At 40.5% G+C, this 8,537-nt stretch carries 7 protein-coding genes; 5 read left to right on the plus strand and 2 right to left on the minus strand.

Annotated elements, in window-relative coordinates:
- The first annotated feature begins 81 nt into the window (after positions 1-81).
- The 4 genes from AACZ87_RS21990 to AACZ87_RS22005 all read left to right on the plus strand — a co-directional run bounded on the left by AACZ87_RS21990 (position 82) and on the right by AACZ87_RS22005 (position 3,896).
- A complete protein-coding gene (locus tag AACZ87_RS21990) occupies positions 82-759 on the plus strand; it encodes an ABC transporter ATP-binding protein (protein ID WP_339870231.1) in 678 nt (225 codons plus the stop codon).
- Positions 752-3,274: an FtsX-like permease family protein gene (locus AACZ87_RS21995; RefSeq protein WP_339870232.1), complete on the plus strand. Its 2,523-nt coding sequence runs from the start codon at positions 752-754 to the stop codon at positions 3,272-3,274. The genes AACZ87_RS21990 and AACZ87_RS21995 overlap by 8 nt, the downstream gene beginning before the upstream one ends.
- A 75-nt stretch (positions 3,275-3,349) precedes the next feature.
- Positions 3,350-3,589, plus strand: coding sequence for a hypothetical protein (locus AACZ87_RS22000; RefSeq protein WP_339870233.1), 240 nt, complete (start codon positions 3,350-3,352; stop codon positions 3,587-3,589).
- Positions 3,579-3,896 carry a type II toxin-antitoxin system RelE/ParE family toxin gene (locus AACZ87_RS22005; RefSeq protein WP_339870234.1) on the plus strand — a complete coding sequence of 106 codons (318 nt, stop codon included), beginning with the start codon at positions 3,579-3,581 and terminating at the stop codon, positions 3,894-3,896. Before AACZ87_RS22000 ends, AACZ87_RS22005 begins: the two co-directional genes overlap by 11 nt.
- Positions 3,897-3,954: 58 nt before the next feature.
- Here AACZ87_RS22005 and AACZ87_RS22010 read toward each other — a convergent pair whose 3' ends face one another.
- Positions 3,955-6,414: an ABC transporter permease gene (locus AACZ87_RS22010; RefSeq protein ID WP_339870235.1), complete on the minus strand. Its 2,460-nt coding sequence runs from the start codon at positions 6,412-6,414 to the stop codon at positions 3,955-3,957.
- Between the two features lie 169 nt (positions 6,415-6,583).
- On the opposite strand from AACZ87_RS22010, the gene AACZ87_RS22015 reads away from it, so the two are divergent.
- The gene (locus AACZ87_RS22015; protein ID WP_339870236.1) at positions 6,584-7,042 is read left to right on the plus strand and encodes a hypothetical protein; all 459 of its coding nucleotides are present in this window, start codon (positions 6,584-6,586) and stop codon (positions 7,040-7,042) included.
- Between the two features lie 48 nt (positions 7,043-7,090).
- On the opposite strand, the gene AACZ87_RS22020 is transcribed toward AACZ87_RS22015, so the two are convergent.
- A complete protein-coding gene (locus AACZ87_RS22020; RefSeq protein ID WP_339870237.1) occupies positions 7,091-8,284 on the minus strand; it encodes an ATP-binding protein in 1,194 nt (397 codons plus the stop codon).
- Positions 8,285-8,537: the final 253 nt, after the last annotated feature.

Consider the following 8,537-nt stretch of genomic DNA (forward strand, 5'->3'; position numbering starts at 1 on the left):
GGTATAGCTATCTTCCATCAACATTATTGCGGGTAATCCGTTATTGACTGATTAACCCATTTCCCCACCCAAGTACAGCACATGAATATTTTATCAGTTTCAAACCTGAGTAAGGTTTATACAAGTGGCAGTAGAAAACTGACTGTCCTAGACGAGGTTACTTTTGACATTAAATCCGGTGAAATCATTTCCATAGTAGGTCCCTCAGGCAGTGGTAAAACCACTTTATTAGGACTTTGCGCCGGTCTGGACTCTGGATCCACTGGAAGTGTTGTGTTAGATGGCAATTCTCTGGAGAAGCTTTCCGAGGATCAGCGCGCAGCAGTGAGAAACCAAAGTGTAGGTTTTATTTTTCAAAATTTCCAGCTTTTACCTACTCTCACAGCTCTTGAAAATGTGATGGTTCCTTTGGAGTTGAAAAAGAGAAAAGACGCAAGAAAGAAAGCGCAAGAACTTCTTGATAAAGTTGGTTTGGGAGATAGAGGAACCCATTATCCCACACAGCTTTCCGGAGGTGAGCAACAGCGTGTTTCTATTGCCAGAGCTTTCGCCAATGAGCCTAAAATCCTTTTTGCGGATGAGCCGACAGGAAATTTGGATACAGAGACTGGAGAGATGATCGAGAAACTGATTTTCGACCTAAATAAGGAAGAGGGGACTACGCTTGTTTTGGTTACGCACGATTTGGAACTGGCGGCCAAAACGCAAAGAATCATTCATATTAAGGGCGGTAAAATACAGGAGGGTGCAGATGCCTGATTTCGGATGGATTATTAAGATGGCTTTTCGGGATTTCCGAAAAAACATCTCCAGACTTTTACTGTTTGTTTCCTCCATTGTCGTAGGTATTGCTGCATTGGTGGCGATCAGTTCCTTTGGAGAAAATCTCACAGCAGATATTAATAATCAGGCCAAAGAGCTTCTTGGTGCTGACTTGGTGCTTGAAAACAACAAGCCTATTGGTGAGCAGGCGATTGACAGTGCTGCTATACAAATGGCCTCAGAGGTCAATTTTGCGAGTATGGTTGCCTTTCCTGAGACCGGCGCAAGCCGTTTGACTCAGGTTCGTGCACTGGAAGGTGCGTATCCGTTTTATGGTTTTTTAGAAACCATTCCTGCTTCTGGAGATGCTGATTTTCGCTCAGGCGGGAAAAAAGCATTGGTAGAAAAGACACTGATGGCTCAGTTCAACGCGGAAGTTGGAGATCAGATCAAAGTAGGAGAGGTTCTTTTCACAGTTGTTGGAGAGTTGCAAAGTGTTCCTGGGCAGACAGGAATTACCGCTTCTGTAGCACCAGCAGTTTACATTCCTAAAGCTTATTTGGAAGAAACTGGCTTGGTTCAGTACGGAAGCCGAGTGAATTACAGCCGCTACTTTCAGTTTGAAGTAGGTACAGATGTAGATGCGCTGATCAAGCCCTATGAAGATATATGGGAAGAAGATCGGGTAGATGCAGACACGGTGGAGGACAGAAAGAGATCTACTGGTCGTTCATTTGAGAACCTTTCAAACTTCTTGAGCTTGGTAGCCTTTATTGCACTTCTTCTTGGTTGTGTTGGTGTGGCAAGTGCTGTGAATGTATTTGTGAAGGAAAAGCTGAGTTCAGTGGCAGTTTTACGTTGTTTGGGTGTTGCTTCCAGAGATGTTTTGCTGATATATCTGTTTGAGATCATGATCATGGGATTGGTCGGCGCCATACTCGGAGCTTTCTTTGGAACCTTACTTCAGTTTGTACTTCCAGCTGTTTTTGCAGATTTCCTTCCTGTTGAAGTTTCCTTTGGCATCTCTTGGTCGTCAGTTGGCTTTGGAATAATCACAGGTTTATTTGTGTCCATATTGTTTGCCTTATTGCCTTTGCTGAAAGTGAGAAATGTTTCTCCAATGGCTACGCTAAGGCCAGAAACAGGTGATTCTTCATTGCTGAAAGATCCTCTTCGTTGGTTGGTGATTGCAGGGATTCTGGCCTTTATCTGGGGCTTTAGTTTCTATTTGTTGGGTCGGGTGGACTTTGCTTTTGGATTTACTGCATTCGTGGTTTTTGCCTTTGGTATTTTGTGGGCTGTGGCTCAGTTGATCATTTGGGCTGTTAGAAAGTTTTTGCCGATTTCTTTTACCTACACCTTGCGTCAATCTTTGGCGAATTTGTACAGACCAAACAATCAAACAGTTTCCTTGATTGCGACTATTGGGCTAGGAACTGCGATGATTTCCACGCTCTTTTTTCTTCAAAATCAATTGCTGGAAGAGGCAAAATTTGCAGATAAGGAAGATCAGCCGAACATGCTGATGTTTGATATTCAAACGGCTCAGCTGCAGGATGTAAAAGCTAAAATTTTATCACGGGATCTTCCGATCATGCAGGAAGTTCCTATCGTGACGATGCAGCTAAATGAAATCAATGGAATAGACAAAAAGGAGAACGAAGAGCTTCCTGATGAAGAGGACTATTCTAGATGGTTATATAATAGAGAGTTTCGTGTCACTTATCGAGACTCGCTTATTTCTTCGGAAACATTAACCGATGGAGAGTTAATCCCAATGGGTGCAAGGGGAGACAGTGTTTTCGTTTCTTTTGAAAAAGGTTTTGCCGAAGGCAATGGAATGAAAATAGGAGACGAAGTAGAGTTCAATGTGCAGGGACGTCCTATCAAAACCTTTATAGGAAGTCTAAGAGATGTAAAATTCAATCAAGTCTCGACCAATTTCTTGGTGCTATTTCCAGAGGGAGTTTTGGATCAGGCACCAAAATTCCATGTACTGATCACTAAGACTAAAAATGACAGAGAAGCAGCAAATGTTCAGGCTGAGATCGTACGTGAATTTCCAAATATATCTATTATCAATCTAGGGGCAATTGTAGCGACGCTGGAAGAAATTTTAGGAAAAATCAGCTTTGTGATTCAGTTTATGGCGTTTTTCAGTATTGCAACTGGAATATTGGTATTGATCAGCTCCCTGATAATCAGTAAATATCAGCGGATGCGGGAGAGTATTTTGCTTAGAACTTTGGGCGCAAGCTCTGCAATCGTAAGTAAGATCAATACATTAGAATACTTCTTTTTGGGGAGTTTAGCGTCGCTGTCAGGGATTATTCTGTCTTTCGGGGCTACATGGTTGCTGAGTGAGTTTGTATTCAATATTCCATTCCGAGGAGCTTGGTTAGAAGCTTTGGTGCTTTACTTATCCATTACTGGTTTGACGATAGTCCTAGGATGGCTCAATGGAAGGAAGATCATCAATCAGCCTCCTATGGAAATATTGAGGGGGAGTTGAAGGACGGGATTTGAGATTTGCTCTACCGTATTGTCGAGTAAATGATTAATTTAGAATAACATATGTTATAATGTTATGGAACTAGATGCACAGAAAATAAAAATCGTTCAAGATATTTTAAGCCTTCAGGATGTTGCCGTTTTAAAGGAGATTGAAGGACTCCTGAGAGAAAACAACATAAAGGAAGCTTACGAAAAAACCTTGTCTCCAATGACTTTGGGGCAGCTGGAAGCCAGAGTTGAAAAGTCTATGGGAGACTATAAGTCAGGAAGAGTAAAGAGTTCTAAAGAGCTTTTGAAAAAATATGACAGGTGAATTCGAGGTTTGTTGGACTGATTTTGCAGAAAAGCAATTAGACTTAATTTTCGAGTATTACATACAAGAAGCCGGATATGGGGTCGCTCGCAACATAGTTCAAGGTTTGATCGCAAGAGTTGAGATCCTTAATAGTTTTCCAGAATCTGGACAGATTGAACCGGCATTATCTTTACTCCCAGATGAGTTCAGGTATTTGGTCGAGGGAAATTACAAAATACTCTATTTTATAAAAGACAAATCAGTTGCAATAATTGATGTCTTTGATACCAGACGGAATCCGGAGAAAATCAAAAGAGGGTTGTAAGAACTCTAACAGTATATTTCACTAAAAGGGTGTAGATATAAACAATGAACTATTTTCCCTACTCGTACCTAAGCAACTTAGCTGGATTGATCATGGAAGCCTTAATTATCTGAAACCCTACAGTGAAGCAGGTAATCGCTAAGATCAATGCAACCGGAAGTAGGTATGTCCACCAGGTTATTTCAATTCTGAAAGGGTAGTTTTGAAGCCATTTTTCCATCGAAAGCTTAATAATTGGGATCGAGACTATTCCAGCGATGATAACTAAAAAGAGAAATTGCTTAGAGAGTAATACAATTATTTGACTTACAGAAGCTCCCATTATTTTTCTAAGTCCCACTTCCTTAATTCTCTGAGTTACGGTAAGAAGTGTGATGCCATAAAGTCCCAATCCAGCAACGACCAGGGCGAGAAATGTGAAGACTCCTATCAGCTGTCCAAATTTCTGATCGGCTTTATATTGACCATTGAAGAAATCATCTAGAAAAAAGTATTCAAATGGCTTATCTGGAAATACTGTGCTCCATGTATTTTGGATCAATGCTACATGTTCTTCGGCATTGGCTCCGTTGATTTCCTCAAACTTAATAGAGACATATTTGTAGGGAAAGAAAGTAGATGTATAAGCTATTGGATAATTCGATTCTTTATATGAAACAGCCCTGAAATCTACCACTCCAACAATTTCAGCTTTTGCCAATGTTCTATTCCCCCAATTGACTTCTTGACCTATTGCATCTTCGGGGTTTTCAAAACCAAGAGTTTGAACTGCCTCTTTGTTTAGAATCATAGCGTATTGATTGTCAACACCATCAACAAAATTTCTTCCTGCAACTAGATCAACATCAAACGTTGGGATAAAGTCGTAGTCCATTCGAGTGAAATAAAGTGTGACAAGCTCTTCTGAATTTTTGGAGTGCCTAAAATTAGGCATCAATGACATGTGCTCTTTTCCAGGAATATCGTATGAAGCTGTAATACCTTTTATTTGTTCATTTGAATTTAGCTTGTCTCTAAAAGTGGAGAGCCTTATCGTGAACACTGAGTCTGAACCCGGAGGGCCAAAAGTAGCTTGGGTGTTGACTACGATTGTACTTTCTATATCAATTCCAAGACTACTGTTTTTCATTAGACTCAGTTGTCTGTAGGCGACAGTAGAAGCTGCAATCAAAGCTATAGAAATCACAAATTGAAATACAATCAAGCTATGTTTTAGACTAAAAAATGAGCCCTTTGAATGGCTCGAAGGGTTGCCCTTGAGTGCAAGGATTGGTTTAATGGATGAGGTGATAAATGCAGGGTATAATCCAGCTAATGCACTGCCAATAGTTATTGCGAGCACAGCTCCCAGTATAAAGCCAGGGTTGGAAAATAAAGAGAGTGCCGATTGTCCCCCAATGAAAGATGAAATATAAGGGGCTAACAAATATAAGAAAATGCAAGAAATTGAAAAAGCCAATAGGTTCATGGCCAACGATTCGACAAGAAACTGTTTGATAAGCTGGGATCTTCCAGAGCCAATCACTTTTCGGACGCCAACTTCTTTAGACCTTTCCAGAGAGCGGGAGATAGATAAATTGATGAAGTTGATCCATGCTATAAGCATCACAAAAATAGCTACAGTCAATAGTGCATAAACGATTTTCACCTCATTGTTTGGTTCCGCTTCAGCTAGTAGATTGGAATTTAAGTGGATAGAGGTTAAAGGCTGAAGAGTGAAAGTTGAAATGACGTTATCGTTCCCTTTGCCTGCTATATATTTCTCTACAAATGCCGGGAATTTGGACTCTAAGGCTGATATGTCTGTATCAGGTGTCATCAATAGATAAGTGTAAAATCCATCCCATCTCCAGTTTTCGGCATCACCTCCATCTTCTGAGCTAGTTACTTCTTGCCAAGCAAAGAGGAAATCAAACTTCATATGGGCGCTTTCTGGTATGTCCTCAAAAACGCCTACAACTTCATAGTTCTCAGCATAATTGTGACTTATGACCTTTCCGATTGCAGACTCATTTCCAAAGTACTTCTTGGCTGTAGATTGGGAAATCATGGCAGTTTTTGGCTCCAACTGTTTCACTTCAGCATTACCTTCTATGATTGGGAAAGAGAACACTTCAAAAAAATCGCCTTTTACATGATATACTTCTTTTTCTGCAAACCGAAGCATTTCTCCGTCATCTGCTAAATGAGTCAGCACGATATCTGATTCATTGCTTATCCTGAACATGGTGGTGTAATCGACTACTTCTGGATATTCATTCATCATGGCTTCACCAGTGGGAATAAATGACTGTGCTTTTTGGTATTGAAGTTCCCCATCAATGTGTCGGTCATGCTGAACTCGATAGATGCGGTCTGATTTTTCGTGAAAGCGGTCATAACTAAATTCAAACCTGACGTATTGAATGATGATCAGGGAGGCTGTCATTCCCAGCGCAAGGCCAAATAAATTTATGGCGCTAAAAATCTTATGCTTTAAAAGATTCCGATAAGCAACTAGAAGGTAGTTTTTCCACATTTGATGCTAGTGTTAGGGTGAAAAAAGATAATTGGGTTTCTACTTTCATGCCAAAATAAAGTTGGTAAATAGTGACCTTAAGGGTTATTTTTATTTCATATATTAAAAGTGCGAACAAAATTGTTCGAGTACGGGCAAAAGATATTTTTTAAAGCTAAACTTCAATTACATGCAAGCCTACGTCAACCACCTTCTAGCGGACATCGCAGCAGGGCATCGTCCGGAGGATTACTATGATAAATTCAGGAAAAATACTGAAGAAGAAGATTTTGAGGAATCTCTTCGCGAATCTGAAATGTTTGTTAGTCAGGAAAAAAGGAATGGCTTTGAAGGGTACTGTGGTCTGAAGCGGGTAAACTTTCCTCCAAAAGAACAACTTTCTGAAGATCAATTGACTCAGTTGACTACTGCTTTCGTTTCGATGATGAACTCCTGGAATTTGGAAGTAGCTTTTCCGGATGATCTACCGCAGCCACGACGATATGAGCTGCTGATGGATATCTTAGTGGGGCCAGTGATGATTTTCAAGCATGGAATCTATTGCTTTGATTTTTGCACTGGCAACCCTGAAGGCTGTGAATTAGGTGAATACTGCCCTTGTTTGAAGAGTGAATATTATACTCCTTGAATAGAAAAGCAATAGACTTCCTTTAAAGATATGGATATCCAGTAATTTCTATTTTTCTGCAGTGCTTATCATCCCCAGAAATTCGATCAGCCCTACAGCCTCAATATCTCCTCTCATCGGGAATCTGTCAGCACCAGAATAAACCACATATTTTTTGGTAACACCTATGTCCTCACAGGCTCTATGAAAACCTGATCTGATGGTCGGCGCACTCGATTTTTTTATTTCTATTCCCCATACTTCATTTGTCCCAAACTCAAGAACTAGGTCAATTTCTGCCTGATTACTTGAGCGATAATAACTTGCTGACCAGTCAGTGGGTAATTGGTTTAGGATATTTTCCATCACAAACCCTTCCCAGCTTGCCCCGACGGCTGGATGTCCTAGCAGCTGATCGAAAGAAGAAACGTTCAGTAGACTATGTAATAATCCTGTGTCCCGAATATATACTTTTGGGGTTTTTACCAATCGCTTTTTTGTGTTGCCAGACCAAGGATGTAACTGCCTCACCATGAAGAAATCCTGAAGAATGTCCAGATAATTTCGGGCAGTGGTGTGACTTACCTCCAGACTTTTTGCAATCTCTGTCATTACCGCTTGCTGTCCGTGATAATGTGCAAGCATGGACCAAAAGCGTTTCATTCGAGTGGCTGGAACTTGTGGGCCAAAGAGCGGTATATCCTTTTCTACATAAGTGGAAATAAAGTCTCGTCGCCAGTTTTGACTTTGGATTTCTGAGTCAGCTAGATAGCTGTCAGGGAAACCACCTCGAAACCATAATTTCTCCAAGTTAAAACCCAGAGGATCGTTCAGGTTAAGTTCATTGGCAGAAAAGGGATTGAGCTCCAAGTACCGAATTCGTCCTGCAAGAGATTCAGAAGATTGTTGTAAAAGATCTCGTGAGGCAGAGCCTAGCAGAAGAAAATGACCCGCACGCTCTCCGTTCCGCTTGCGCAAATCCACCAAAGCCCTAATAACTGGGAAGAGTTCTGGTTTTCTTTGCACCTCGTCGATTACCAAAAGCTGACTTTCAAAGCGTTTTAAATAGCTTTCTGCATCATCGAGTTTCGCCAAATCAGAATTCAGCTCCAAATCCAAATAATGGATAGGTTTGTCCAAAGCAGTCTTTGCCAAGTCTAAAGCTAGAGTAGTTTTTCCTACCTGCCTTGGGCCTAGAATAACCACTACAGGCATATTTTTCAGGCTGTCAATAAGCTTTTCTTCAAGTATTCTTTGGATCATCTCCTTTACAATTTGCTTTCAAATTGCATAAATATAATGTTAAAACCATGTAATTTGAAAATTAAACTTTCAAATTACATGGTTTTATGGATTTAACTTACTTAGAGAAAATTGTGAATTAATGTAGGCGCGGGGAAAAAGCTATTAAATGTCTGGATAGGTGAAAAAGAAAAAGCCCGCTTTTCAGCGAGCTTTTATGTACCCAGAGCCGAGGTATTCCCTTGTTCATAACTGTTTGATTTTTAGGTGCTCC

Source organism: uncultured Algoriphagus sp., assembly GCF_963974365.1.
Taxonomy (GTDB): domain Bacteria; phylum Bacteroidota; class Bacteroidia; order Cytophagales; family Cyclobacteriaceae; genus Algoriphagus.

Bases quoted from the DNA above. Each gene is read 5' to 3' on its own strand.
- AACZ87_RS21990 (WP_339870231.1), top strand. From the start codon at position 82: ATGAATATTTTATCAGTTTCAAACCTGAGTAAGGTTTATACAAGTGGC.
- AACZ87_RS22010 (WP_339870235.1), bottom strand. From the start codon at position 6,414: ATGTGGAAAAACTACCTTCTAGTTGCTTATCGGAATCTTTTAAAGCAT.
- AACZ87_RS22015 (WP_339870236.1), top strand. From the start codon at position 6,584: ATGCAAGCCTACGTCAACCACCTTCTAGCGGACATCGCAGCAGGGCAT.
- AACZ87_RS22000 (WP_339870233.1), top strand. From the start codon at position 3,350: ATGGAACTAGATGCACAGAAAATAAAAATCGTTCAAGATATTTTAAGC.
- AACZ87_RS22020 (WP_339870237.1), bottom strand. From the start codon at position 8,284: ATGATCCAAAGAATACTTGAAGAAAAGCTTATTGACAGCCTGAAAAAT.
- AACZ87_RS22005 (WP_339870234.1), top strand. From the start codon at position 3,579: ATGACAGGTGAATTCGAGGTTTGTTGGACTGATTTTGCAGAAAAGCAA.
- AACZ87_RS21995 (WP_339870232.1), top strand. From the start codon at position 752: ATGCCTGATTTCGGATGGATTATTAAGATGGCTTTTCGGGATTTCCGA.